The sequence below is a fragment of the Roseivivax halotolerans genome (assembly GCF_900115815.1).
Lineage (GTDB): Bacteria > Pseudomonadota > Alphaproteobacteria > Rhodobacterales > Rhodobacteraceae > Roseivivax > Roseivivax halotolerans.
The window spans coordinates 175,780-197,464 of record NZ_FOXV01000008.1 but is presented as its reverse complement, the minus strand read 5'-3'; the positions used below and the strand labels follow the sequence as shown (position 1 = coordinate 197,464).

The window sequence follows — 21,685 nt, the reverse complement described above, 5'->3', positions numbered from 1 at the left end:
CGGGCTTGTCTCGCTTTCCAGCCATCTCTCTGGTCCTCCTGACATCGGGATAAAACTATCCCAGTTCGTGGACCACTTCAGTGGGGGCACTCCAGGGGTTCGGCGCTCGCGCCATCTCGAAAAGCGCTGGCGGCTCTCCGGTTCGACACAGATATTCAACCATTATATCAGTGCTTTGCGAGTATTTGGAGCCAAACATCGCATCGCCGACATCTTCGACATCGCAGTCGAACAGGACGGTGGCCAGCTCGTCGCACAGCTCCGACAGCGCGTCGCGATGAGAGCGCCGCCCGATCGGCGCGAGGAGCACACCGGCGGGCCGGATGCCTCTCAGGCTTTCGAGGTTCGCAACTTCCCGGTCGGGATCGCCATGCGAGCTGAGAAGGATCGGATTGAACCCTGCATCGCTGCACAGGAGTTCAAGGTTGCGCGCAACTTCGGCAAAGAACGGGTCGGCGAGAAACGGCACGACGATGCCGATATTGCGTGTCAGTTGGCGGTTCTGATTGATAGCGTAGACATTGGGCGTGTAATCGTAGCGTTCAAGGGCCTCTTCGATCCGCGCACGGGTTGTTTTCCTGACCGATTGCGGATCGTTGAAGAACTTGGAGAGCGTGGGGCGTGAGATGCCGCTGACGGACGCCAGCTCCTCCATCGTTCTCACCTTTTCTGGCCGCATCAGGCGCCTCCAATTTATTTACGCGCGACAAGTATATAGTGTCGGCGCGCGCGGTTTGTGTCAACTTGCTAAGCCGATGTCGCACGGGATGCCAAGTCGCTTGGCGCGTTCGCCAATCCAAGCCGTTCGCGGGGCCTCTTCGATCTTGAGCCGTCACATATCCCTGGAGGCGAGGCCCGCATCCGGCATCCCGCCCGAAAGCCACAAAACATCACCAAGATTCCGGCGATGTCAGTTTATTGACCGACCGGACGGTTTATGAAAACGTCATCCTTGGGAGTGCCGCGGCCCGCGTGCCCGGCAAGGGAGGAGCGCATGAAGGATCTGACACCACCGAAGGACAGTCTCGATCCGATCGAGATCGCGAGCCGGGACGAGATCACCGCGCTACAGGAAGAACGGCTCGCATGGTCGTTGCGCCACGCCTACGAGAACTCGCCGTTCTTCAAGCAGAGTTTCGATGCTGCCGGCGCACATCCCGATGATTTCAAGACGATTTCGGATCTTGCGGCCTTTCCCTTCACGGTGAAGGAAGATCTTCGCGCCACCTACCCTTTCGGCATGTTCGCCGTGCCCCGTGAGCGGCTCGCTCGGGTCCACGCATCTTCCGGCACGACGGGCAAGCCCACGGTCGTCGGCTACACAAGGAAGGATGTCGACATCTGGGCCGATTGCATGGCCCGCTCGATCCGCGCGAGCGGCGGACGGCCCGGTGATATCTGTCACGTCGCCTATGGCTACGGCCTTTTCACCGGCGGCCTCGGCGCGCATTACGGGGCCGAGCGGCTTGGCTGCACGGTGGTGCCGGTCTCGGGTGGCATGACCGAGCGGCAAGTCACCCTGATTTCAGATTTCGCGCCCGACATCATCATGGTCACGCCGTCCTACATGCTCTCGATCCTCGACGAGTTTCGCCGCACGGGTCTCGATCCTCGGGACAGCTCGCTCAAGGTCGGTATCTTCGGCGCGGAGCCCTGGACCAATTCCATGCGAGAAGAGATAGAACGCGCCTTCGACATGCATGCGGTCGACATCTACGGGTTGTCGGAAATCATGGGGCCGGGCGTTGCCAATGAATGCGTTGAGACGAAAGACGGTCTGCATGTCTGGGAAGATCATTTCTATCCCGAGATCATCGACCCGGAGACCGGCGCGGTTCTGCCTGACGGCGAGATCGGCGAGCTTGTCTTCACCACGCTGACGAAAGAGGCGCTGCCGATGATCCGGTATCGCACTCGCGATCTCTCGCGCATCCTGCCGGGCACCGCGCGCTCGATGCGGCGGATCGAGAAGATCACCGGACGATCCGACGACATGATCATCCTGCGCGGCGTCAACGTCTTCCCCACACAAATCGAAGAGCAGCTCATGAAATGTCGTGGCCTTGCCCCGCACTTCCAGATCGAGCTTATCCGCGAGGGCCGTATGGACGAGATGATCGTAAACGTGGAGGCCACCGGCGACGCCGCCGCGCCCGAGGCCCGTGCGGCCTCTGCCGAGGAACTCGCCCATCACGTCAAGTCGGTGATCGGCATCACCGCCCGGATCGAGATCCGTGATCCGGGTGCGGTCCCACGCTCGGAAGGCAAGGCGAAACGCGTGGTCGACAAGCGCCCCCGCGACTGACAGAGACCACGCCATGGCCCGCACCCGCGCACAGGATTTCGACGAGAAACGGCACGGCCTTCTGCTCGTCGCCGCGAATGTCTTCGCAACGCAAGGCATGGACAAGGCGTCCATGTCCCAGATCGCGAGCGAGGCGGGGGTCTCCAAGTCGTTGCTCTATCACTATTATCCATCCAAGGATGCGCTGATCTTCGCGATCATTCACACGCATATGGAAGCGATCGACTTGCGGCTGTCGCAAGTCCCGCGCGATGGCATCGCGCCGCGCGCCCGTCTCGAGCGGCTCATCCTCGTGGTTCTCGATGCCTATCGGGGCGCGGACGATCAGCACAAGGTGCAGCTCAACGCGGGCCCCGCGCTTTCGGACGAACAGATGGACCGCATCAAGAACGTCGAGCGCCGTGTCGTGCGCCATTTCACGGAAACGCTCCGCGAGATCCGTCCCGATCTCGACCGCCCGGACGCGCCGCGCACCATGCCGGTGGCGCTGTCGCTCTTCGGGATGCTGAACTGGGTCTACATGTGGTTCCGCGAGGACAGGGCGATCAGCCGCGAGGACTACGGACGTCTCGCCACCTCGCTGATTTTGGGCGGCGTCGACGGGTTAGAGTGAGGCCGCCTCGGGCCAGTTCTTCGCCACCATTGTCAGCACATCGTACATCGCCACGGCTTCGCCCTTCTGATTTCGCACAACGCAGTCCCAGCGCACCTCGCCATGTTCCGAGCCTTCGCGCGGATTGATCGCCTTGCAGGTCAGCACGACGCCGAGACTGTCACCGAAATAGACCGGCGTCAGGAACCTCAGGTTATCGATACCGTAATTGGCAAGGACCGGCCCGGGTTCTGGCGAGACGAAAAGCCCCGCCGCGAACGAGACGATCAGGTAGCCATGCGCGACGCGATCCTCGAAGAACGGGTTCACGCGCGCAGCCGCGCTGTCCATATGCGCGTAGAAGGTGTCGCCGGTGAACGTGGCGAAATGCTCGACATCCGCCTCGGTGATCTCTCGCGTATCTGTCACGACCCGGTCGCCGAGCCGAAGCTCTGACAGCGACTTTCTGAATGGATGCGTGTCCTCGCGTACCCTTGCGCCCTCTGACCACACCCCTGTGACCGCTGACAGGAAGTCGGGCGCGCCCTGGATCGCCGTGCGCTGCATGAAGTGGGTCACGCCGCGCATACCGCCCATCTCCTCGCCGCCGCCTGCGCGGCCTGGTCCGCCATGGACGAGCGGCGCGAGCGGGGAACCGTGGCCCGTCGACGTCTTGGCCGAGGTCCGATTGCCGATCAGGACGCGGCCATGAAACGGCGCGAGGCCCGTGACGATCTCGCCCGCAAGGCGCGTGTCGTTCGTGAACAGCGAGGAGACAAGCGAGCCCTTGCCTTTCCGCGCCAGCGCCACCGCGTCCTCCGCGCTCTCATAGGCCATCAGCGTTGCGACCGGGCCGAATGCCTCGACCTCGTGCGGGGCACGCGCGCCCATCGGATCGCCCGCGCGCATCAGTACCGGCGAGATGAATGCGCCCCGGTCGGCATCGCCCGAGACAAGCGTGACCTTGTCAGGATCGCCCCAGAGGATCTCCGCCTCCGAGCAGATCTCTGCCACCTTGGCGCGCACGGCGTCCCGCTCATCGAGGGCGACCAGAGCCGACATGCGCGCGCGCTCGTCATCTGGCAGGCCGATGGGCGTCTGCGCCAGTCGGTCGGAGATCGCCGCGGCAACCGCGTCCTCAAGCGCTTTCGGGACGAGGATGCGCCGGATCGCGGTGCATTTCTGGCCGGCCTTGACGGTCATCTCGCGGACGACCTCTTTCACGAACAGTTCGAACTCCGGGCTGCCCGGCACGGCATCTTCCCCGAGGATCGTTGCGTTCAGGCTGTCCGCTTCCATCGTGAACCGCGTCGCATTGGCGATAATCGCAGGATGCGCGCGAAGGCGTTGCCCGGTGGCGGCGGAACCCGTGAAGGTCACGACGTCCTGCCCCGTGACATGATCCAGCATGTCACCGGCAGAGCCGGAGAGAAGTTGCAAAGCGCCTTCGGGCAAAATGTCCATCTCGAGGATCCTGCGCGTGACGCGTTCGGTCAGATACGCCGTCTGCGAGGCCGGTTTCACAAGGCACGGCATTCCTGCGATGAGGGCCGGCGCGATCTTCTCAAGCATCCCCCAAACGGGAAAGTTGAACGCGTTGATATGGACCGCGATGCCGGTCAGCGGGGTCAGGATATGCTGCGCGGAAAAAGTGCTGTCGCGCGACAGTGGCTCGACATCGCCTTCCGGCAGAACGCGTGCGTTCGGCAATTCGCGGCGCGCTTTCGACGCGAAGCTGAGCATGGTGCCGATGCCGCCATCGATATCGATCCAGCCGTCCTTGCGAGTGGCGCCCGTGGCGAAGTTCTCCTCGTAGAATTCCTCCTTCATCTCCATCAGCTTAAGGCCCACGGCCTTCAGCATTAGCGCGCGTTCATGTATGGTCAGCGCGCGGAGCCGCTCGCCGCCGACCTCGCGCCCCCATTGGAGCGCCGCGGCAAGGTCGAGCCCCTCTGCCCCGATCCGGGCATGAATATCGCCCGTTGCAGCATGGGCGAGCGGTTTGCCCTCCCCGGCGCCGCTCCGCCACGCGCCTTCGAGAAAGCTTTCAAGCCGGCGTGGCGCGTCACTCGTCATAGCTTAGCACCACCTTGTCCGAGAGCGGCACGCATTGGCACGACAGCACGTATCCCGCGCGAATTTCGTAATCCTCGAGCGCATGGTTCACCGCCATCTCGACCTCGCCTTCCAGCACCCGCGCCCGGCAGGTCGAACAGACGCCGGCCTTGCATGAGAAAGGCGCATCCATGTCAGCCGCGATTGCCGCATCGAGGATTCGCGTGCCGTCCTTCGGCATCACGAAACTGCGCGTCGCGCCGTCCAGCGTGACCTTCACCTCGCAGCCGGTCTTCGCCCGTGCGGCGTCGCGAGACACCGCACGCGTCCTGGCGCGGCCGGGTTGCGCTGCGGCGAAAAGCTCGAACTTGATCTGTTCGTCGCTCAGGCCGTGGGCGCGCAGGCTGTCGGCGATCGTCAGCATCATCGGCTCGGGCCCGCAGATGAACGCCATGTCGACGCTCTCCACATCGATCCAGAGCCGGAACAGTGTCTCCATCTTCTCCGCGTCGATCCGGCCGATGAAGAGGTCGATCTCCTGCCCGTCGGTTTCGAGGATATGGATCACCGAGAAGCGCCCGAGATAGGTGTTTTTCAGATCCTCGAGTTCCTCGCGAAACATGATGCTGGAGACCTGCCGGTTGGCGTAGACAAGCGTGAAGCGCGCGCCGGGCTCGCGCGCGAGCGTCGTCTTGATGATCGACAGCAGCGGCGTGATGCCCGAGCCGCCCGCAAAGCCGAGGTAGCTGCGATCCCTGCTTGGATCGAGCGCCGCGTGGAAGCGCCCCATCGGCGGCATCGCCTCGAGCGTGTCGCCTGGCCGCAGCTCCTCGTTCGCCCATGTCGAGAACGCACCGCCCTCGACGCGCTTGATCCCGACGCGCAGGCATCCCTCATCGAGGCCCGCGCAGATCGAATAGGATCGGCGCAGCTCCGCGCCACCGATCTCGCGGCGAAACGTCAGATACTGGCCCTGGATGAATGCGAAGGCGTCAGCATCGCTGTCACGCGGTTTCAGGGTGACGACGACCGCGTCGCGGGTCTCCTTGCGGACCTCGGTGACGTCGAGCGGATGGAACCGGGCCATGACGCACCCCTCCTCAGATGCACTTGAAATAATCGAAGGGTTCGAGGCAGTCGGTGCAGCGATAGGCTGCCTTGCACGGTGTGGAGCCATACTGGCTGACCTTCTCCGTGCGCGCCGAGCCGCATCGTGGGCATGCGACCGAGAGGTTGGAGCTGCCCGCGAGGCGGGCAGCCCGTGCCGCCATCAGACCGCCAGAGGCCGTGCCCTCCACAGGAGGTGCAATGCCGTAGCGCCGCAGCTTGTCGCGCGCTTCGGAGGCGATCCAGTCGGTCGTCCAGGGCGGCGACAACCGCCGTTCGAGACGCAGATCCGTCACCCCTTTCTCGCGCAGCTTCGCCTCGATCTCGAGGTCGATCACCGCTGTCGCAGGACAGCCCGAATAGGTCGGCGTCACGGCGACCACCAAGGTATCGCCCTCGCGGCGCACCTCGCGCACGATACCGAGCTCGGTTACGGAGATGACGGGAATTTCCGGATCCGGCACTTCGGACAACCAGTCCCAGACTTCCTCGGTTGTGGGCGACGTCATTTTCATGCGCCTACCAGCTCGCGCCCGGATAGGCGCGCTGCAGGAATTGCATCTCGGCAAGAATGTAGCCCAGATGTTCGGTATGCCGGCCCGTTTTGCCGCCCTTGTGCACGTCCGCCCGGCGCTCGGGGATGGCGAGCGTCGCCTCGTCCAGAACCTCGCGGATCACGCGGTCCCATTCGGGGCGCAGATCTTGGGGTGGGGGTGCGATCCCGGCCTCGGCCATCGCCGCGTCTACGTCGTCGCCGAGGAACATCTCGCCCGTGTAGGGCCAGAACGCGTCCAGCGTGGTTTGCATGCGCGCGTGGCTGTCTTCCGTCCCGTCGCCCAGACGGACCACGAGATCGGAGGACCGCTCAAGGTGATAGGTCACCTCCTTCAGCGCCTTCGCGGCGATCCCGGCCACGCGCAGGCTTGTCGATCCCGAAAGCTTTTCCAGGAGCGCGGCGTGGAAGGCATCGAACAGGAATTGCCGCATCGTGGTACGGGCCATGTCGCCGTTCGGCAGTTCCAGAAGCTGCACGTTTCGGAACGTCATCACATCGCGCAGGTAAGCCAGATCATCTGCCGAGCGCCCCTGCCCTTCGACCTCACCGGCCAGCGCCAGCCACATCTGCGTATGCCCGATGAGATCGAGCGCGGTATTGGCGAGCGCGATATCCTCTTCCAGCGCGGGTCCGTGGCCGCACCATTCCGAAAGGCGATGGGACAGGATGAGTGTGTTGTCCCCCATCCGGCAGAGCCAGTCGAAGAATGGCGCGCGCAGCGCAGCGTCCGACACATGCGGATCCTGCTCGACGCCCGTCCCGCCGCCCAGCGTCTCGACCTTCGGCGTCGTCATGTCGGGCAAGGATGGCATCACATATGACCCACATCGTCGGGGATGTCGAAAAAGGTCGGATGACGATAAACCTTGTCCTCCGCCGGATCGAAGAGCGGGCCCTTGTCGGACGGTTTCGACGCGGTGATTTCGGACGACGGCACCACCCAGATCGAAACGCCTTCCTTGCGGCGGGTATAGACGTCGCGGGCATTGTTGATCGCCATCTCCGCATCGGGCGCGTGCAGGCTGCCGACATGGCGGTGGTTCAGCCCGTGCTGACCGCGGATGAAGACTTCCCAGAGGGGCCATTCTTTCTTCATGCCTCGCCTTCCTTTCCCGTCAGAGCCGGAACGTGCCATCGCGCCGCTCGCGCGAGGTTCATCGCTCTATTCCGCCGCGGTTTTGGCCGCCAAGCGACGGGCCGCGGCCTTGTCGGCATAGGCGTTCAGCCCGTCGCGGAACCAGGCGCCGTCGTCCCAGGCCTTCACGCGCGCGCCGAGGCGTTCCTCGTTGCATGGACCGTTGCCGCGCAGCACTTCGAAGAACTCGTCCCAGTCAGGCTGCGTGAAATCGTAATGCCCGCGATCCTCGTTCCAGGACAGATCCGGATCCGGCACGGTGAGCCCGAGATATTCAGCCTGCGGCACGGTCTCGTCGACGAACTTCTGACGCAGCTCGTCATTGGTGTTCATCTTGATCTTCCACGCCATCGACTGCGCCGAATGCACGCTGTCCTTGTCGGAGGGGCCGAACATCATCAGCGAGGGATACCAGAAGCGGTTGAGCGCATCCTGCGCCATCTCGCGCTGGGCCTCGGTGCCGCGCGCCATCTTCATCATGATCGAATAGCCCTGCCGCTGGTGGAAGCTCTCCTCCTTGCAGATCCGTACCATCGCACGGGCATAGGGCCCGTAGGACGTGCGCTGTAGCGGCACCTGGTTCATGATCGCGGCACCATCGACGAGCCAGCCGATCGCGCCCATATCCGCCCAGCTCAGCGTCGGGTAATTGAAGATGGAGGAATATTTCATCTTCCCCGAATGGAGCTTCTCGAAGAGCTCGTCCCGGCTCACGCCAAGCGTCTCGGCGGCGGAATAGAGGTAGAGCCCGTGCCCGGCTTCATCCTGCACCTTGGCAAGCAGGATCGCCTTGCGCTCCAGCGTGGGCGCACGAGTGATCCAGTTGCCCTCGGGCAGCTGTCCCACGATTTCCGAATGGGCGTGCTGACCGATCTGCCGGATCAGCGTCTTCCGATAGCCTTCGGGCATCCATTCCTTCGGTTCGATCTTCTCGCCCGCGTCGATCCGCGCCTGGAACGCGCGCTCTTCCGGACTCAGCTCCGCGTCCGAAGGGCCGTCCGATTTCACCATCTGCGCGTACATGAATTGGCTCCGCTTCCAATCAAAGGGCTGTGGGCGCGCCAGCGTCCATTTGCCAAGCCGTCTCGCCTTGCAGGTCAGGTTGCGGCTCTCCGCCATTCCCCGACCGACCGGTCAATGAATTAGCATAAACCGACCGACCGGTCAACGATTGTCCCGCGTGCCTCACAGATCAAGGAAGACAGTCTCGCCGGTCCCCTGAAGCCGGATATCGTAGCGATAAGCTCCCGCGCTCGTCTTCTTGGCGATCAGCGTCTCGACCCGCGGACGCTGCTCGATCCGAGCCAAGAGAGGATCGGCGGAATTGTCCTCGTCCTCAAAATAGATCCGCGTTTGCAGGCCGGTGTTGATCCCCCGGGCGACGATCCAGAGCGCGATATGCGGTGCGAAGACCAAACCGTTTCGACCTTTCGTCGGACCCGGCTTCACGGTCCGAAGCGTGAATTCACCGCTCTCCTTGTCGGCGGCGAACCGGCAGAAGCCGGAAACGTTCGGATCCGCGTCCTCCTGCCCCGGAAAGCGCCCCGCCGCATCCGCCTGCCAGCTCTCGATCATCGCATCGCGCAGCGCCCAGCCGGTGCCGTCATAGACCGAGCCCGTGATGGTGACGATCTCCCCCTTCGCGCCATCTGAGATCGGACTTGTCCCCAGATCCTCGGGGTAGACGCCCTCGAGCCCCGCGAAACTCGGGATGCAGCCGATATGGACGTACGGACCGGCTGTCTGGCTGGGTGTCTCGGTCAGAACGTCGAGTGTCTGCGCCATCGCTTACATCCCCTCGGGCTTGTTTTCGAACATGGTCTGCCGCCGCCCGCGCAGGACGATGTCGAACCGGTAGGCCAGGTAGTCCATCCCCCGCGAGTTCTGCATATCGAGCGGGGCGACGAGACGATCGAGCTGGCTGCGATCCCGGATCGTCGCCGCGATCGGACAGCGCTCGATGAGCGGATCGCCCTCGAAATACATCTGCGAGATCAGCCGCTGCCCGAACGCATGACCGAAGATCGAAAAATGAATGTGCATGGGCCGCCAATCGTTCGCCCGGTTCGGCCAGGGATACGCGCCGGGACGGATCGTCATGAACTCGTAGCGCCCCTCCGCATCGGTGAGCGTCCGCCCGCACCCGCCGAAATTGGGATCGAGCGGCGCGAAGTAGCTATCTTTCACATGACGATAGCGCCCACCCGCATTGGCCTGCCAGATCTCGACAAGCGTCTCGGGCACCGGCCGTCCCGTCTCGTCGAGAACCCGGCCATGCACGCGGATCCGCTCGCCAATCGCAAGCCCTTCGCCTGTCGCGTAGTTGCGGATGAGATCGTTGTCGAGCGCGCCGATGAGGCCGTGCCCGAAGCGTGGACCGGTCTCTTCGGACGGGGTCGCTTCCATCGACAAGAGCGGCAGTGACGGCGCGCGCGTCACGGAGGTCTTGTAGTCAGGATAATAGGCGTCGGGATGCGCCTCCCGGCGGCGGGGCATCAGCACGCCGTTATCGCTCATCGCCGGCCTCCATTTCTGCATAGGTTGCCTTGGCAAGCTTGATCGCATGATTGGCGCGCGGCACGCCCGCATAGATCGCGACATGCTGGAAGGCTTCGATCACGTCCTCTTTGCTTGCGCCGGTATGCGCGGTCGCGCGGATATGCATCGGGATCTCGTCGAAATTGCCCGTCGCCGCCAAAAGCGCCAGCGTCAGCATCGACCGCTCGCGGCGCGAGATCGCGTCCGATGCCCAGACGCGCCCCCAGGCACTTTCCGTGATGAGCTCCTGAAACTCGGCGTCGAACTCTGTCTTCGCCGCTTCGGCGCGATCGACATGGGCATCGCCCAAGACCTCACGCCGCGTTCTCATGCCTGTCTGGTAGCGATCCGGCATCCTCGTCCTCCCTCTGGCAAGCGACCCGGCAAGAGATGCGAAAGCCGAATGCCATCTTCAGGCAGGACGGCGCTCATTCGGCCTATCCTCGCCTTTTCACAGAAGGTTAGCGGATGGGGCCCGGCGACGAAACGGCAATCTCGCCGGGCCCCGAAAGCCGGATCAGTTGCCGAGGCATTCGGCCAATGCGTCCACCATTGCGGTCATCATCTGACCGTAGAGATCCGGGCCAGGCTCGAAGGACGACCCCATCGGATCGACCACGCCTTGCCGCACCTCGCTTCCTTCCGCAACGGCAGCGACGAGACCGGGGTTGAACTGGGGCTCTGCGAGAACGCAGGCGACGCCGGCATCGGCGACGCGAGAGCGGATCTCCTCGACGCGGGCCGGGCTCGGATCAGAGGCGTCACTGACCGAGATCGCGCCGGCCGCCGTGACATCGAAGGCCGTTTCGAAATACTGGTAGGCATCGTGAAACGCGATGAATTCCTGATCCCGGACGGGGTCAAGGACCGAGCCTGCATCCTCGGTCAGGGTCTCCAGCCGATCCTGCGCGGCCGTCGCATTGTCCCGGTAGGTGCTTTCGTTCTCCGGGTCCGCCTCGCTCAGCGTATCCGCGATCACCGTAAGCCAGGCGTTCGCATTCTCGGGCGACAGCCAGGCATGGGGGTCGACGCCACCGTGATCATGGGAATGATCGTGCCCGGCATGCTCGTCGTCATGCTCGTGCTCTTCCGCATGATCGTGGTCGTGTTCGTCGGCGTGATCGTGGTCATGGTCATCGTGGTCATGCCCGGCATGCTCGTCGCCGTGCTCATGCTCCTCCGCGTCCCCATGCCCGTGATCATGTGCATCGAAAAGCGCGCCTTCGCGAATCGGCAGCGTCTCCGTCTCCGGAAGGTCGAGCAATTCCAGCTTGCGCGCCTCGGGGCTGAGCGTGTCGATGGAATCCGCAAGCCAAGGCGTCAGCGAGGTCCCGATCCAGATAACGAGATCCGCGTCCTGCAGTGCCGAGGCTTCCGAGGGCCGAAGGTTATACTCGTGCGGCGACGCGCCGGGCGCCACGATCAGGTCCGGCTCGCCCACACCCGCCATCACCTGCGCGACGAGCGAATGAACCGGCGCGATATCGACGGCGACATTCGGCACATCGGCCCGGACGGCACCGGCGGACAGGCAGGTTGCGGCGAGAAGTGCGGCGCGGGTCATGGACATTGGACAGCTCCTGTGATGTTGTAACAGACACTCCGATATACGTTATAAGATAACATGCCAAGCAGAAGCTCAGAGAAATCCAGCGATCTCGATCCTGTCGGGTTCGCATCCCACGATCACCGCAAATGCATCGCCAGCGCGATGGCGTCGGCAGAGGCGCGCGCGGACGAAAAAGGGCTGCGCTTCACACCGGTGCGGCGGAAGGTGCTCGAGATCCTCGCGCAGGAGCATCGCGCGCTCGGCGCCTACGAGATCCTCGACCGTTTGCGCGAGGCGGGCTTCGGCTCGCAGCCGCCCGTGGCCTATCGGGCTCTCGACTTTCTCGTCAGCAACGGGCTCGCGCACAGGATCGAGCGGCTCAACGCCTTTGTCGCCTGCGCCCATCCCGACGACGGCCACGTCCCCGCCTTCATGATCTGCCGCGTCTGCGACACCGTCGCCGAGGCCCGCGCCACGCCGGATCGCGGCGCGCTCGACGCGGTTGCGGAGGCCGCCGGCTTCACCATCGAACGGACGGTCGTCGAAGCCGAAGGGCTTTGCCCGATCTGCGCGGACGGAGACAAGGCATGAGCCTCATATCGGCCGAAGGCGTCAGCATCCGCTACGGCGCGAAAACGGTTCTCAGCAATGTCAGCCTTGCCATCGCACCCGGAGAGATCGTCACCATCGTCGGGCCGAACGGGTCTGGCAAGACGTCGCTGCTGCGCGCTTTGATCGGGGCGACGGCGCCCTCGAAGGGCCGTGTGCGTCACCAGCCCGGGCTGCGCGTCGGATACGTTCCGCAATCGCTGCATATCGACCCCACATTGCCGATGCCGGTCGGACGATTCCTCCGCCTGCCGGGCGGGATCAGCCGCGCCGAAGCGCGTGCCGCGCTCGAGCGGGCCGGTGTCCAGGGTCTCGAGGACCAGCAGATGTCCGCTCTCTCGGGAGGGCAATTCCAGCGCGTGCTTCTGGCGCGCGCCCTGGCGAACCGGCCGCAGGTTCTCCTTCTCGACGAGGCGACGCGCGGGCTCGATCAGCCGGGCTCCGCAGCCTTCTACCGCCGGATCGAGGAGTTGCGCCGCGAGACGGGCTGCGCGGTGCTGATGATCAGCCACGAGCTGCACGTCGTCATGGCAGCCTCGGACCGGGTGATCTGCCTCAACGGCCATGTCTGCTGCGAAGGCACGCCGGACGTTGTGTCTTCCGCGCCAGAATACCGCGCGCTCTTCGGCACGGGCACAGGCGGCGCGCTGGCGCTTTACCGTCACGAGCACACACACCGGCACGACCACGATCATGACCACGACCATGCGCATGATCACTCGGAGGCGGCGGAGTAATGCTGGACGATTTCATGGTTCGTGCCACGCTGGCCGGGATTGGCGTCGCGCTGGCGGCCGCCCCGCTTGGCAGTTTCGTCGTTTGGCGGCGCATGGCCTATTTCGGCGATGCGACCGCGCATGCGGCGATCCTCGGCGTTGCGCTGGCGCTGTCGCTGCAAATCTCGATCTTCGCCGGTGCGACCGCTGTCGCGCTGCTCATGGCGGTCACGGTGACCCGGCTCTCCGGGCGCGGATACGCGATGGACACGCTCCTGGGGGTGCTGGCCCATAGCGCGCTGGCCTTCGGGCTCGTCGCCGTGTCCTTCCTGTCGGGCATCCGCATCGACCTCATGGCCTATCTCTTCGGTGATATCCTTTCCGTCTCCAAGGCCGATCTCGCCGTCATCTGGGGCGGTGCGTCGCTGGTGGCCGGGCTGATCGCGTGGCGCTGGTCGGCTCTGCTGACAACGACGCTGAACGACGATCTGGCCCATGCGAGCGGAATCGATCCGAAGCGTGAACAGATGGTGCTCACACTCGCGCTCGCGGTGACAGTCGCGGTCGCCATCAAGGTCGTCGGCGTGCTTCTGATCGCGGCGATGCTGATCGTTCCCGCGGCGGCGGCGCGTCCCCTGTCGCGCACCCCAGAAGCGATGGCCCTGATCGCTGCGCTTATCGGATCGGTCTCGGCGGTGGCGGGGCTTTCGGGCGCCTACATGCTGGATACGCCCGCAGGGCCGTCGATCGTCTGCGTTGCCGCCATCGTCTTTGCGCTTACGAGCCTTCTCAGCCCGGCGCTCGCCCGACGCTAGTCCAAATGTGCAAGATCCGCGAGGATCGGGCAATCGGGACGATCATCGCCATGGCAGGCGCGCACGAGCCGCGCCAGCGTCTCTCGCATGGCCTGCAACTGCGCGATCTTGGCGTCGATCTCGGCCAGATGACTCTCCGCGACCGCCTTGACCTGCGCGCTTTCGCGCCCGTCATCTTCGTAGAGCGCGAGAAGCGTGCGGCATTCCTCGATCGAAAAGCCAAGCGCCCGCGCCCTGCCCAGGAAGGCCAGCTTGTGCAGGTCGCTGTCAGCGAAGGCGCGATAGCCGTTTTCGCTGCGCCTCGGGCGGATGAGGCCGATCTCCTCGTAATAGCGGATGGTCTTGGCGGGCACGCCCGACCGTTTGGCGACATCTCCGATATTCATAGCGTCTCTCCCTACTCCGCAGGCAAAGGCGCGGCGGCTGCCTGCGATCCGGTCTCTGCCGCGCGGTCACGAAACGCCGGAGCGATGCGCCGGAGCCTCAACGCATTCGTCAGCACCGAGACCGAGGAGAGCGCCATCGCACCCGCCGCGAGGATGGGCGACAGCAGTACCCCGAAGGCAGGATAAAGCACGCCCGCCGCTACCGGGATCAGCGCTGCATTATAGCCGAAGGCCCAGCCTAGATTCTGGCGGATATTCCGCATCGTCATCCGCGACAGGCGCGTCGCGTTGACGACGCCAGACAGATCGCCGGACATCAGCACCACGTCCGCGCTCTCGATGGCAACATCGGTGCCGGTGCCTATGGCGATGCCCACATCCGCATGGGCGAGCGCAGGCGCGTCGTTGATCCCGTCGCCGACGAAGGCGATCTTGCGCCCGGCGCCCAGCTCTTCAAGCGCCGCGACCTTGCCGTCCGGCAGAACCTCCGCGACCACCCGGTCGATGCCGGTCTCTTGAGCAATGGCCTCCGCCGTGGAGCGGCCGTCGCCGGTCACGAGCGCGACCTCGAAGCCTTCTGCCTTCAACGCCGCGATTGCCGCTGCGCTGGTCGGCTTGATCGGATCGGCCACGCCCACCAGCGCAGCGAGTCGGCCATCCACCGCAACGAACAGCGCAGTGCGCCCGCGTTCCGAAAGCGCTTCGGCGCGCGCGGCAAGCACCTCTGTGCCGATACCCTCGCGCACCATGAGCCGCGCAGAGCCGATGAGCACTCGGCGTTCCCCGACCAGACCCGCTACGCCGTGGCCAGTGATCGACTCGAATTCCTCGACAGCGTCGGGTTCGGCTCCCTCGGCCCGCGCGCCCTCGACGAGAGCGGCAGCGACGGGATGCTCCGAATAGGCCTCGAGAGAGGCCGCGAGGTGCATCACCTCGCCCCGCTCGAACCCATCCGTCACTTCGAACTCCGTCAGGCGCGGCTTGCCTTCGGTCACCGTGCCGGTCTTGTCGAAGGCGATCACCGACACTTCGGACAGCGCCTGCAGCGCGTCACCCTTGCGAAAGAGAACACCCATCTCGGCCGCGCGCCCAGTGCCGACCATGATCGAGGTCGGCGTCGCGAGGCCCATCGCGCAGGGGCAGGCGATGATGAGCACCGACACGCCCGCGACGAGCGCATGGGTCAGCGTGGGCTCGGGCCCGAGGACCAGCCAGACGAGAAACGTCAGAGCAGCCGCTGCCATGACCGCGGGCACGAACCACATCGTCACGCGGTCGACGAGTCCCTGGATCGGAAGCTTGGCACCTTGCGCCTCCTCGACCATGCGGATGATCTGCGACAGCGTGGTATCGGCGCCGACGCGGGCCGCGCGGAACACCAGATGTCCCGCGCCGTTCACCGTGCCGCCCGTGACGCCTGCCCCGGCCGTCTTGGCCACGGGAGCGGGCTCGCCGGTCAGCATGCTCTCATCGACGAAGGAGCTGCCCTCGACGACGTCCCCATCGACGGCGATGCGTTCGCCCGGACGGACGACGACCAGATCGCCCTCCGAAAGCGCATCGATCTCGACCTCGCGCTCGGTGCCCTCCGACCGGATACGCGCGGTCTGCGGTCTCAGCCCCACCAGCGCGCGGATCGCCGCGCCCGTCCGTCCCTTTGCGCGCGCTTCGAGCCAGCGGCCCGCAAGGATCAGCACAACGATGACCGCCGCCGCCTCAAAATAGACCGCGCGGACCGCATCGGGCAAAAGCCCCGGCAGGAAGGTCGCGACGGTGGAATAGGCCCATGCCGCCCCTGCACCGAGCGCGACGAGGCTGTTCATATCGGGCGCACCCTTCGCCAAGGCCGGCACGCCACGCGCGAAGAACTGCCGTCCGGGGCCTGCGAGAATAACGGTCGTCAGCAGAAACTGGACGATCCAAGATGCCTTCATACCGATCGTATTCGCGATCAGCCCATGCATGCCCGGGATCATGTGCGATCCCATCTCGAGCACGAAGACCGGCAGCGCGAGCGCCGCGGCGAGGGCGGCGCGGCGCTTTTGTGCCTCTGCTTCCTCGGTCAGGCGGGCAGAGGGATCAGAGCCGCCCTCGGCCGTTTTCTTCACCGTCGCGGGGTAGCCCGCGTCACGGGCCGCGCGCGCCAGCGCCGCGGGGTCCGTCGCTCCTTCGAGGTAGTCGATCTGCGCCGTTTCCGTGGCGAGGTTCACCGAAACAGACGTCACACCCGGCACGGCGGCAAGCGCGCGATCAACGCGGCCGACACAAGAGGCGCAGGACATCTTCTCGACCGCGAAGCTGACCGAGGCGGTGCGCGCCGGATAGCCCGCTGCCTTGAGCGCGTCTGCCGCATCGGCGATGCGCGCGGGCTCCTCCGGCGTGAACTGGACATTCTGCGCGGCAAGATTGACAGACACGTCGCTTATGCCTGTCTGCTCCTCAAGCGCGCGCTCCACGCGGCCCACGCAAGACGCGCAATTCATGCCCTCAACGGCAAGTCTGATCGGTTCGGTGCGAGTCATGTCCGGGTCTGTTCTCTGGCGTGTTGTCGTCACATAAGGCTTCCAGTCACTGGAAGCTCAAGGGGCGAGACGCATTTTATTCGGGGCGCGGCGAATACGGATCGACAAAACTAGAAAACTAGGTATAACGAATCCATGACAACCGCATCTCCAGAAGCTCTCGCACTTGCCGCGCTCGGCCATGACGCTCGCCTGTCGATCTTTCGCCTGCTCGTGCGCGCAGGCCCGGACGGCCTCAGCGTCGGGCAGATCGGCGCGCATCTCGGCCTTGCGCCGTCCACACAGGCGCATCACCTGCGGAGCCTCGTCGAGGCCGGCCTCGTGACCCAGGACCGGCAGGGTCGCGAGATCCTCAACCGGGTGAATTTCGACGCCGTGACTGGCCTTGTGACCTTCCTGACCGAGGAATGTTGCAGCGGCTTGCCCGCCAACACCCCGCTTCCCTCCAAAGCCAGCGGCTGATTTCGAGGACCGACATGACCGATCTGAGCACCACACCCAAGCAAAACCCTGCCGCGCTTCTCTGGAAGAAGCACAGCGTCTGGCTTGTCTCCGGCCTGCTGCTGCTGGTGGTCGCGATTGTCTCACCGCCGCAGGCGCTCGCGTCTGCGGAATTCACGCTGGCCTCGCTGGCGAAGACCGCACCGTACCTCTTGCTCTCCATCGGGATCGCCGCCTGGGCGGTCGCGACGGGCGCGGACAACCTCATCGCAAAGGCTTTCACCGGTGCGCCGGTCCTGATGATCCTGCTCGGCGCGCTCGCGGGCGGGCTCTCGCCGTTCTGTTCCTGCGGAGTGATCCCGCTCATCGCGGCACTTCTGGCGATGGGTGTGCCCCTGTCGGCGGTGATGGCATTCTGGCTGGCTTCGCCGGTGATGGATCCGTCGATGTTCGTGCTGACGACCGGGGTACTCGGTTTCGAGTTCGCGCTGGCCAAGACCTTCGCGGCGATCGGACTTGGACTTTTCGGCGGCCTCGTCGTTCTTGCGCTGACGACAAGTGGCGGTCTCGCCGATCCGCTCCGCCCCGATATCGGCAACGGAGGCTGCGGCGGGTCCAAGATCCGCGCGCCGAAACCAGTTGTCTGGCGCTTCTGGCAGGAGACCGAGCGGCGCGAGAAGTTCGGCCGCGAGGCTGTGAAGACGACGCTCTTCCTCGGCAAGTGGCTGACGCTGGCGTTCCTCCTCGAAAGCCTGATGCTGACTTATATCCCGGCCGAAACGATCACCTCCGTCCTTGGCGGCACCGGCATCGCGCCCATCGCGCTGGCAAGCCTCGTCGGGGTTCCGGCCTATCTCAACGGCTACGCAGCGCTGCCGCTCGTCGGAGGGCTGATCGAGCAGGGCATGACCTCGGGTGCGGGGCTCGCCTTCCTCGTCGCGGGCGGCGTCACCTCCCTGCCCGCGGCCATCGCGGTCTGGGCGCTCGTGAAACCGCGCGTGTTCGCCCTTTATATCGCGCTGTCGCTTTCGGGCGCGCTGGCGGCGGGTCTCCTGTTCCAGAGCTGGATCATGCTCTGAGCTCTTGCGTTGCGGGCCGGTTCGCGCGAGGTTCCGCGCGCCTTGCTACCCCCGGATGAGACATGACCCGCCACTGGACCTTTCCGCGCCCGAGACGCGACAGCTCCGCCCTTCCCTTCACGGCGGTCGGGTATGCCATTGCCGCGCTCGTTCTGCTGCCGATGCTTGCGGTGGTGCTCGCGGCGCTTGGCGGCAATCTCGACACGCTGTCGCATCTCTGGGCGACGGTCCTGCCGCGCTACATCACGACGACGATGATCCTCTTGGTCACGGTCGCGACCGGCACCTGCCTCATCGGCGCGGGCACAGCCTGGCTGGTGACGGCCTGCGCCTTTCCAGGCAGACGGCTCCTGGAAGTAGCGCTCGTCCTGCCCCTCGCCTTTCCGGCCTACGTTCTCGCCTATGCCTACACTGACCTGCTCGACCATCCCGGCGCGGTGCAGACGGCGCTGCGGGCGGTGATGGGCTGGGGACCGCGCGACTATTGGTTCCCCGAGATCCGGTCTACGGGCGGCGCAGCCGCGATGCTGACGCTGGTCCTCTACCCGTATGTCTATCTTCTGGCGCGGGCCGCATTTCTCAGCCAGGGCGCGCGACCTTTCAACATAGCCCGAACGCTGGGGCTCGGTCCTGTGCGGGCCTTCCTCCGTGCGGCGCTCCCGCTGGCGCGGCCGTCCATCGCGGCGGGCGTGCTTCTGGCTTGCATGGAGACGCTCGCCGATTACGGCACGGCCTCCTATTTCGGCGTTCAGACCTTCGCGACCGGTATCTACCAGAGCTGGTTCTCGATGGCCGACCGCGCCGGCGCGGCGCAGCTTGCGCTCGGGCTTCTGACCGCCGCGCTTCTTTTGGCGCTTCTCGAACGCAAGACCCGCGGCGCGGCGCGGTTCTACAGCAAATCCGGCCCCGGCGCCCTGCCCCGGATCGAGCTGACCGGCTGGCGCGCTCTTGGCGCGAGCCTTGCCTGCCTTGTTCCGACGCTGCTCGGCGCCGTGGTCCCCGCCGTGACGCTGGCGCTGATGGCGCATGGCTCGGGCCAGTCCCTGTTGTCGGAGCGGTATCTCGGCTTCGTTTCCAACTCGATCACGCTTGCTGCCATCGCGGCGGGACTGACCGTGCTGGCAGCCATCGCACTTGGATATTTTGCCCGCCTGCGACCGGGGCGCGTGTCGCGCTCGGTCCTGCAGATCGGGCGGATCGGCTATGCTGTGCCGGGCGGCGTGATCGCGGTCGGCCTCCTCGTGCCGTTCGCGGCCTTCGACAACGCGCTCGATGCCTTCATGGAAGCCCGGTTCGACATTTCCACCGGGCTTCTGGTGACCGGCTCGATCTGGCTGATGATCGCGGCCTACATGATCCGGTTCCTCGCTGCCGCAATCGGAGCCTATGAAGGCGGACAAGCCGCGATGAACCCCAATTACGACGCTGCCTCGCGCGCCTTGGGCAAAGGCCCGTATCTAACCTTGATGCGGGTGCACCTGCCGATCATGTCGCCGAGCCTTCTGACCGCGCTTCTGATCGTGTTCGTGGACGTGATGAAGGAGCTGCCCGCGACGCTGATCCTGCGGCCCTTCAACTACGACACACTGGCCGTGCAGGCGCACCGGCTCGCGGCGGATGAACGGCTCGACGGAGCGGCGGTGCCGAGCCTCGTGATCGCGGCGATCGGGCTTCTGCCCGTGGTGCTGCTGATCCGTCGTCTGGGGCGGAATGGCTAGGTGATCCGGCGGGCCACTACCTTAGACCTCGGCGGGTGGATCGCACTGCGCCAGAGGCTCTGGACCGACACGCCGCCCCACATCCACCGCGCCGAAGCAGAGGCGATGCTCACCCGGCAACCCGAGACGTGCCTGGTGCTTCTCCAGGAGAGCGAAACCGCGCAACTTCGAGGGTTCGCGGAGGCAACGCTGCGCGGCGATCACGTCAACGGATGCGACACCTCACCGGTCGCCTTTCTCGAGGGGATCTTCGTCGACGCCGCGTTTCGCGGTGCAGGCATCGGACGCGCGCTGATCGCGGGCGTGCGGGACTGGGCGTTGGCGCGTGGCTGCACGGAACTGGCGTCAGACGCGCATATCGACAATCGCGAGAGCCATGCCTTCCACATCGCATCGGGCTTCGAGGAGACCGAGCGGGTCGTCTTTTTCCGGCAGCGGATCACGAGAGATCCAGACTGAAAAGCCCCTCGCGATGTCTCGCGAGGGGCTTGTCCGTCTCATCCGAAGTCAGGGATTACTCCCAGCCGACCTCGTTGAAGATCTGCTGTGCCGTCGGGAGCTGTTTCGCAACCGCCGAGAGATCGACGTCGTCAGCCGTGAATTCGCCCAGCTCGTCCACTGCTTCCGTGGTCTCGACGCCGTCGACCGCCGGGTATTCGTTATTGCCGGCTGCGAAGTATTCCTGCGCGCTGTCGGAGGCGAGGTATTCCAGGAAAGCCACCGCGTTGTCGCGGTTGGGAGCATTCGCCGCGACGCCGCCGCCCGAGAGGTTCACGTGCGCGCCATTGCTGTCCTGGTTCGGGAAGACCCAGCCGATCTGGTCGATGCTCCCCGAGACGCCATCCACGTCGCTGGCGATGGCGCGGGCGAAATAATACGTGTTCGCGACCGCAATGGCACACTCGCCGGAGACGATGCCGCGCAGCTGGTCGGTGTCACCGCCTTGAGGATCGCGCGCCATGTTGTCGACGATGCCCTGTGCCCATTCGCGCGCAGCTTCCTCGCCCTGGTTCTCGATGATCGAGGCGAGCAGCGTCTGGTTATAGGTGTTCGTGGAGGAGCGGATGCAGACCATTCCTTCGTACTCGTCCGAGGCGAGATCCATGTAGGTCTGCGGCGGGTTTTCCACGTTTTCGTTGTCGTAGAAGATGATCCGCCCGCGCAGCGAGAAGCCGAACCACTGGTTGTCGCTGTCCTGGTACTGGTCCGGAATGCGCTCTTCGAGAACGTCGCTGTCGACCGCTTGCAGAAGGCCTGCATCCTTCGCGCGCTCGAGGCGCGAGGTGTCGACCGTCAGGAAGACGTCAGCGGGGGAATTCTCGCCCTCGGCTTCCATCCGCGCGATGAGTTCGTCGGCATCGCCCTCGATGCGGTTGATGGTGATGCCGGTCTGCTCTTCGAACTCGGAATAAAGCCGCTCGTCCGTATCGTAATGGCGCGAGGAATAGAGGTTCACCTCGCCATTGTCCTGCGCGAATGCCGGTGCGGCAACGCTGAGCGCGGCCACCGAAACGAGCGTGGAACGAAGAATCTTGCTGGTCATGATATCCTCATTTTCTGAC

The 21,685-nt window shown here is 65.0% G+C and carries 23 protein-coding genes; 9 read left to right on the top strand and 14 right to left on the bottom strand.

The features are described 5' to 3' along the window. Positions 1-55 precede the first annotated feature (55 nt). Complete coding sequence (locus BM171_RS12765; RefSeq protein WP_342741996.1) at positions 56-655, bottom strand: LacI family DNA-binding transcriptional regulator; 600 nt, start codon at positions 653-655, stop codon at positions 56-58. A 339-nt stretch (positions 656-994) separates the two neighbouring features. Between BM171_RS12765 and paaK the strand changes: the two genes are divergently transcribed. Both paaK and BM171_RS12755 read left to right on the top strand, forming a co-directional pair. Beyond that, positions 995-2,305, top strand: a complete 1,311-nt coding sequence (paaK, locus tag BM171_RS12760) for a phenylacetate--CoA ligase PaaK (protein ID WP_093012899.1) — start codon at positions 995-997, stop codon at positions 2,303-2,305. Positions 2,306-2,318: 13 nt separating this feature from the next. Further along, on the top strand, positions 2,319-2,918 hold the full coding sequence (locus tag BM171_RS12755) for a TetR/AcrR family transcriptional regulator (protein WP_093012896.1): 600 nt from the start codon (positions 2,319-2,321) through the stop codon (positions 2,916-2,918). On the opposite strand, the gene paaZ is transcribed toward BM171_RS12755, so the two are convergent. The 10 genes from paaZ to BM171_RS12705 all read right to left on the bottom strand — a co-directional run bounded on the left by paaZ (position 2,910) and on the right by BM171_RS12705 (position 11,858). Next, a complete protein-coding gene (gene paaZ, locus BM171_RS12750) occupies positions 2,910-4,973 on the bottom strand; it encodes a phenylacetic acid degradation bifunctional protein PaaZ (RefSeq protein WP_093012893.1) in 2,064 nt (687 codons plus the stop codon). The two genes, BM171_RS12755 and paaZ, sit on opposite strands and share 9 nt — an antisense overlap. Further along, entirely contained in the window at positions 4,963-6,039 is a 1,077-nt protein-coding gene (gene paaE, locus BM171_RS12745) for a 1,2-phenylacetyl-CoA epoxidase subunit PaaE (protein WP_093012890.1), read from the bottom strand. The genes paaZ and paaE overlap by 11 nt, the downstream gene beginning before the upstream one ends. 13 nt (positions 6,040-6,052) lie before the next feature. Next, positions 6,053-6,568: a 1,2-phenylacetyl-CoA epoxidase subunit PaaD gene (paaD, locus tag BM171_RS12740; RefSeq protein ID WP_217646706.1), complete on the bottom strand. Its 516-nt coding sequence runs from the start codon at positions 6,566-6,568 to the stop codon at positions 6,053-6,055. Between the two features lie 10 nt (positions 6,569-6,578). After that, positions 6,579-7,427, bottom strand: a complete 849-nt coding sequence (gene paaC, locus BM171_RS12735) for a 1,2-phenylacetyl-CoA epoxidase subunit PaaC (protein WP_093012884.1) — start codon at positions 7,425-7,427, stop codon at positions 6,579-6,581. Then, positions 7,427-7,711 (bottom strand): 1,2-phenylacetyl-CoA epoxidase subunit PaaB, encoded by a 285-nt coding sequence (gene paaB / locus BM171_RS12730; RefSeq protein ID WP_093012881.1) that lies wholly within the window; start codon positions 7,709-7,711, stop codon positions 7,427-7,429. The genes paaC and paaB overlap by 1 nt, the downstream gene beginning before the upstream one ends. A 66-nt stretch (positions 7,712-7,777) precedes the next feature. Then, complete coding sequence (gene paaA, locus BM171_RS12725) at positions 7,778-8,773, bottom strand: 1,2-phenylacetyl-CoA epoxidase subunit PaaA (protein ID WP_093012945.1); 996 nt, start codon at positions 8,771-8,773, stop codon at positions 7,778-7,780. Positions 8,774-8,935: 162 nt separating this feature from the next. After that, positions 8,936-9,535, bottom strand: a complete 600-nt coding sequence (gene pcaG, locus BM171_RS12720; RefSeq protein ID WP_093012878.1) for a protocatechuate 3,4-dioxygenase subunit alpha — start codon at positions 9,533-9,535, stop codon at positions 8,936-8,938. 3 nt (positions 9,536-9,538) lie between these two features. Continuing rightward, on the bottom strand, positions 9,539-10,267 hold the full coding sequence (pcaH, locus tag BM171_RS12715; RefSeq protein ID WP_093012875.1) for a protocatechuate 3,4-dioxygenase subunit beta: 729 nt from the start codon (positions 10,265-10,267) through the stop codon (positions 9,539-9,541). Further along, a complete protein-coding gene (pcaC, locus tag BM171_RS12710; protein WP_093012872.1) occupies positions 10,257-10,643 on the bottom strand; it encodes a 4-carboxymuconolactone decarboxylase in 387 nt (128 codons plus the stop codon). The genes pcaH and pcaC overlap by 11 nt, the downstream gene beginning before the upstream one ends. Before the next feature lie 162 nt (positions 10,644-10,805). After that, positions 10,806-11,858 (bottom strand): zinc ABC transporter substrate-binding protein, encoded by a 1,053-nt coding sequence (locus BM171_RS12705; protein ID WP_093012869.1) that lies wholly within the window; start codon positions 11,856-11,858, stop codon positions 10,806-10,808. Between the two features lie 54 nt (positions 11,859-11,912). On the opposite strand from BM171_RS12705, the gene BM171_RS12700 reads away from it, so the two are divergent. The 3 genes from BM171_RS12700 to BM171_RS12690 are packed head-to-tail and all read left to right on the top strand — an operon-like array spanning position 11,913 to position 13,977. After that, on the top strand, positions 11,913-12,428 hold the full coding sequence (locus BM171_RS12700; protein WP_093012866.1) for a Fur family transcriptional regulator: 516 nt from the start codon (positions 11,913-11,915) through the stop codon (positions 12,426-12,428). After that, a complete protein-coding gene (locus BM171_RS12695) occupies positions 12,425-13,183 on the top strand; it encodes an ATP-binding cassette domain-containing protein (protein WP_093012863.1) in 759 nt (252 codons plus the stop codon). The genes BM171_RS12700 and BM171_RS12695 overlap by 4 nt, the downstream gene beginning before the upstream one ends. Next, complete coding sequence (locus BM171_RS12690; RefSeq protein WP_093012860.1) at positions 13,183-13,977, top strand: iron chelate uptake ABC transporter family permease subunit; 795 nt, start codon at positions 13,183-13,185, stop codon at positions 13,975-13,977. The genes BM171_RS12695 and BM171_RS12690 overlap by 1 nt, the downstream gene beginning before the upstream one ends. Here the strand turns inward: BM171_RS12690 and cueR are convergent. Together cueR and BM171_RS12680 are read right to left on the bottom strand one after the other, a co-directional pair. Then, positions 13,974-14,363, bottom strand: coding sequence for a Cu(I)-responsive transcriptional regulator (cueR, locus tag BM171_RS12685; RefSeq protein ID WP_093012857.1), 390 nt, complete (start codon positions 14,361-14,363; stop codon positions 13,974-13,976). The two genes, BM171_RS12690 and cueR, sit on opposite strands and share 4 nt — an antisense overlap. Positions 14,364-14,374: 11 nt before the next feature. Then, positions 14,375-16,885, bottom strand: coding sequence for a heavy metal translocating P-type ATPase (locus tag BM171_RS12680; protein ID WP_093012854.1), 2,511 nt, complete (start codon positions 16,883-16,885; stop codon positions 14,375-14,377). Positions 16,886-17,020: 135 nt separating this feature from the next. Here BM171_RS12680 and BM171_RS12675 point away from each other — a divergent pair, with 135 nt between their 5' ends. The 4 genes from BM171_RS12675 to aac(6') all read left to right on the top strand — a co-directional run bounded on the left by BM171_RS12675 (position 17,021) and on the right by aac(6') (position 20,582). Next, positions 17,021-17,347, top strand: coding sequence for an ArsR/SmtB family transcription factor (locus tag BM171_RS12675; protein WP_093012851.1), 327 nt, complete (start codon positions 17,021-17,023; stop codon positions 17,345-17,347). Between the two features lie 14 nt (positions 17,348-17,361). Beyond that, a complete protein-coding gene (locus tag BM171_RS12670; protein ID WP_093012848.1) occupies positions 17,362-18,405 on the top strand; it encodes a permease in 1,044 nt (347 codons plus the stop codon). A 62-nt stretch (positions 18,406-18,467) separates the two neighbouring features. After that, entirely contained in the window at positions 18,468-20,123 is a 1,656-nt protein-coding gene (locus tag BM171_RS12665; protein WP_093012846.1) for an ABC transporter permease, read from the top strand. After that, complete coding sequence (aac(6'), locus tag BM171_RS12660) at positions 20,124-20,582, top strand: aminoglycoside 6'-N-acetyltransferase (RefSeq protein ID WP_093012844.1); 459 nt, start codon at positions 20,124-20,126, stop codon at positions 20,580-20,582. Positions 20,583-20,637: 55 nt separating this feature from the next. On the opposite strand, the gene BM171_RS12655 is transcribed toward aac(6'), so the two are convergent. After that, positions 20,638-21,666, bottom strand: coding sequence for an extracellular solute-binding protein (locus BM171_RS12655; RefSeq protein ID WP_093012841.1), 1,029 nt, complete (start codon positions 21,664-21,666; stop codon positions 20,638-20,640). Positions 21,667-21,685: the final 19 nt, after the last annotated feature.

What these genes read in the sequence shown, in the direction of transcription:
- pcaC (WP_093012872.1), bottom strand. Translation starts at nt 10,643, where the DNA reads ATGCCGGATCGCTACCAGACAGGCATGAGAACGCGGCGTGAGGTCTTG.
- BM171_RS12670 (WP_093012848.1), top strand. Translation starts at nt 17,362, where the DNA reads ATGACCGATCTGAGCACCACACCCAAGCAAAACCCTGCCGCGCTTCTC.
- paaC (WP_093012884.1), bottom strand. Translation starts at nt 7,427, where the DNA reads ATGCCATCCTTGCCCGACATGACGACGCCGAAGGTCGAGACGCTGGGC.
- BM171_RS12680 (WP_093012854.1), bottom strand. Translation starts at nt 16,885, where the DNA reads ATGACTCGCACCGAACCGATCAGACTTGCCGTTGAGGGCATGAATTGC.
- pcaH (WP_093012875.1), bottom strand. Translation starts at nt 10,267, where the DNA reads ATGAGCGATAACGGCGTGCTGATGCCCCGCCGCCGGGAGGCGCATCCC.
- cueR (WP_093012857.1), bottom strand. Translation starts at nt 14,363, where the DNA reads ATGAATATCGGAGATGTCGCCAAACGGTCGGGCGTGCCCGCCAAGACC.
- BM171_RS12690 (WP_093012860.1), top strand. Translation starts at nt 13,183, where the DNA reads ATGCTGGACGATTTCATGGTTCGTGCCACGCTGGCCGGGATTGGCGTC.
- BM171_RS12700 (WP_093012866.1), top strand. Translation starts at nt 11,913, where the DNA reads ATGCCAAGCAGAAGCTCAGAGAAATCCAGCGATCTCGATCCTGTCGGG.
- BM171_RS12665 (WP_093012846.1), top strand. Translation starts at nt 18,468, where the DNA reads ATGACCCGCCACTGGACCTTTCCGCGCCCGAGACGCGACAGCTCCGCC.
- paaB (WP_093012881.1), bottom strand. Translation starts at nt 7,711, where the DNA reads ATGAAGAAAGAATGGCCCCTCTGGGAAGTCTTCATCCGCGGTCAGCAC.
- pcaG (WP_093012878.1), bottom strand. Translation starts at nt 9,535, where the DNA reads ATGGCGCAGACACTCGACGTTCTGACCGAGACACCCAGCCAGACAGCC.
- BM171_RS12655 (WP_093012841.1), bottom strand. Translation starts at nt 21,666, where the DNA reads ATGACCAGCAAGATTCTTCGTTCCACGCTCGTTTCGGTGGCCGCGCTC.
- paaA (WP_093012945.1), bottom strand. Translation starts at nt 8,773, where the DNA reads ATGTACGCGCAGATGGTGAAATCGGACGGCCCTTCGGACGCGGAGCTG.
- BM171_RS12765 (WP_342741996.1), bottom strand. Translation starts at nt 655, where the DNA reads ATGGAGGAGCTGGCGTCCGTCAGCGGCATCTCACGCCCCACGCTCTCC.
- BM171_RS12675 (WP_093012851.1), top strand. Translation starts at nt 17,021, where the DNA reads ATGACAACCGCATCTCCAGAAGCTCTCGCACTTGCCGCGCTCGGCCAT.
- paaD (WP_217646706.1), bottom strand. Translation starts at nt 6,568, where the DNA reads ATGACGTCGCCCACAACCGAGGAAGTCTGGGACTGGTTGTCCGAAGTG.
- BM171_RS12695 (WP_093012863.1), top strand. Translation starts at nt 12,425, where the DNA reads ATGAGCCTCATATCGGCCGAAGGCGTCAGCATCCGCTACGGCGCGAAA.
- paaK (WP_093012899.1), top strand. Translation starts at nt 995, where the DNA reads ATGAAGGATCTGACACCACCGAAGGACAGTCTCGATCCGATCGAGATC.
- paaE (WP_093012890.1), bottom strand. Translation starts at nt 6,039, where the DNA reads ATGGCCCGGTTCCATCCGCTCGACGTCACCGAGGTCCGCAAGGAGACC.
- BM171_RS12705 (WP_093012869.1), bottom strand. Translation starts at nt 11,858, where the DNA reads ATGTCCATGACCCGCGCCGCACTTCTCGCCGCAACCTGCCTGTCCGCC.
- BM171_RS12755 (WP_093012896.1), top strand. Translation starts at nt 2,319, where the DNA reads ATGGCCCGCACCCGCGCACAGGATTTCGACGAGAAACGGCACGGCCTT.
- paaZ (WP_093012893.1), bottom strand. Translation starts at nt 4,973, where the DNA reads ATGACGAGTGACGCGCCACGCCGGCTTGAAAGCTTTCTCGAAGGCGCG.